At 69.0% G+C, this 1897-nt stretch carries 1 protein-coding gene and 1 pseudogene; both read right to left on the bottom strand.

The window, feature by feature from the left end; translation table 11 throughout:
- Positions 1–629: pseudogene (locus tag U858_RS0132735) on the bottom strand (N-ethylammeline chlorohydrolase); the annotation flags it as partial.
- Positions 629–1822 (bottom strand): amidohydrolase family protein, encoded by a 1194-nt coding sequence (locus U858_RS0132730; RefSeq protein ID WP_025141307.1) that lies wholly within the window; start codon positions 1820–1822, stop codon positions 629–631. The gene U858_RS0132730 and the pseudogene U858_RS0132735, both read right to left, overlap by 1 nt.
- Between the last annotated feature and the right edge of the window lie 75 nt (positions 1823–1897).

The raw sequence follows: 1897 nt of genomic DNA, 5'->3' as shown, positions 1-1897 counted from the left end.
CGGCCGCCATGCAGGCCTTCGACCTCGTCGCAGAAGGCCACGGCTTGCGCCAGGCCGGCCAGGCCGCGCGCCTCGTCGTAGTGGCAGCGGATGGCGCCCTGCCCGTCCACGTAGGTATGGCCGCTGCGGTAGGCCGGGCCCAGGTAGACGCGCAGGCCCAGGTCGCCGGCCGCCTGGGCCGCTGAGAGGAATTCGTCGCGGGTCTCGCCCCACACCCGATAGAACAGCGACGCGATCGGCAGCGCCGTGGTGATGCCGTTGCGAATCAGCTGGGCAAAAGCGTAGCGCTTCTGGAACGCCAGTTCGTCGGGGGTGTACATCTCGTACGGCCCCCGCTTCATGTAGGTCTCGGGCCAGATGCGGCCGCGGCGCCAGGCCGGCGAATTGTCGAAACCCAGGATGGTGGTGTCCAGGTCCGACAGCGCGTCCAGGTCCACGAAGCCCGGCCCGATCAGCGCGCGGCCGTAGTCGTGGCGCCGCGCCGCCACGCCGGGATAGCGGTGGCCCACGTAGACGATGCGGTCGCCCTGGAACACGACTTCGCCGTTCTCGTACAGGCAGTGGCGGCCATTTTCGTGGCCCACCACCCAGCGGGCGGTCAGCAATGTGGCGTCGTCGCGAGCTGCCATCAGGGCGCCTCTACCAACGCACGGCCGTCGCGCGCCACCACCTGGCCGCGCTTGACCACCAGCTTGCGAACCGGGCGCGAGACGATGGCTTCGGCCACCGTCTCGGCCTCGACCAGCACGAAGTCGGCGTGGCAGCCCGGCGCCAGGCCGTAGTCGGCCAGGTCCATGACACGGGCGTTGCCGTAGGTGGCCACGTGCAGGGCCAGCGCCAGTTCGTCGTCGCGGCGGAAATTGTTGCGCAGGCCCACCAGCATGGTGCGTTCCAGCATGTCGGGCTTGCCATAAGGGCCCCAAGTGTCGCGCATGCCGTCGTTGCCGGTACAGACCACCACGCCCGCGGCATGCAGCCGCGCCACATTCGGCACCGGCCGCGAAGCCGAGCCGGTCGTCATGATGTGGACGCCCGCCTCAAGCAGCCCATCCACCAGCCCCTGCACCGCCTGCGCATCGGGCATGCCCAGGCAGAACGAATGCGACAGCGTCACCTGGCCCTGCATGCCCAGCGCCAGCACCCGGTCGATGGTCATCTGCATCGAGAACGCGCCCAGCTCGCCCGCTTCGTGCAGGTGGATGTCGATGGGCTTGCCGTGCTTGTCGGCCAGGGCAAAGATCGCATCCAGGTGACCCTTGGGGTCACGGTCCATGCCGGCCGGGTCCAGCCCGCCGACGACGTCCGCCCCCATGCGCAGCGCCTGGTCCATCAATTCCAGCGTGCCCGGGCGGATCAGCAGGCCGCTTTGCGGAAACGCGACGATCTGCACGTCGATCTGGTCGCGGTACTGGTCGCGGGCGCGCATCACGCCTTCGATGGCGGCCACGCCGATATCGGTGTCCACGTCGACGTGGCTGCGGATGTGGCTGGTGCCATCGGCCACTGACATCACCAGTTGGCGCGCCGACTGCCGATACGGGTCGATGCCCAGGCGGCGTTTTTCCAGCCGTTCGTTGTCGATCTTGTCGATCAGGCGCGGCCCCACCTCGTTGCGGTACCAGGGCATGCCGTACATCGTCTTGTCCAGGTGGGCGTGCGCGTCGATCAGGCCGGGCAGCATGATCGCGCCGCCGCCATCTACCCGCGGCACGCTGCCCTGCACCGGGCCGTCGAAGGCCACGAAGCGCCCGTCGCGCACCAGCACCGAGGCGATTTCGCCGCCCGCCGGGCGGACATGGGTATATAGGGTTGCGTTGTCCATGGTTCTACATTGGTCTCCGTACAGTGCCGCGCTCAGCGCAGGCGGGGATTCAGGGCGTCGCGCAGCCAGTCGCCC

The sequence above is a fragment of the Achromobacter sp. DH1f genome (genome assembly GCF_000633435.1).
Lineage (GTDB): Bacteria > Pseudomonadota > Gammaproteobacteria > Burkholderiales > Burkholderiaceae_B > Achromobacter > Achromobacter deleyi.
The sequence above is the reverse complement of the archived record's forward strand: the minus strand, read 5'-3'. Positions and strand labels throughout refer to the sequence as shown.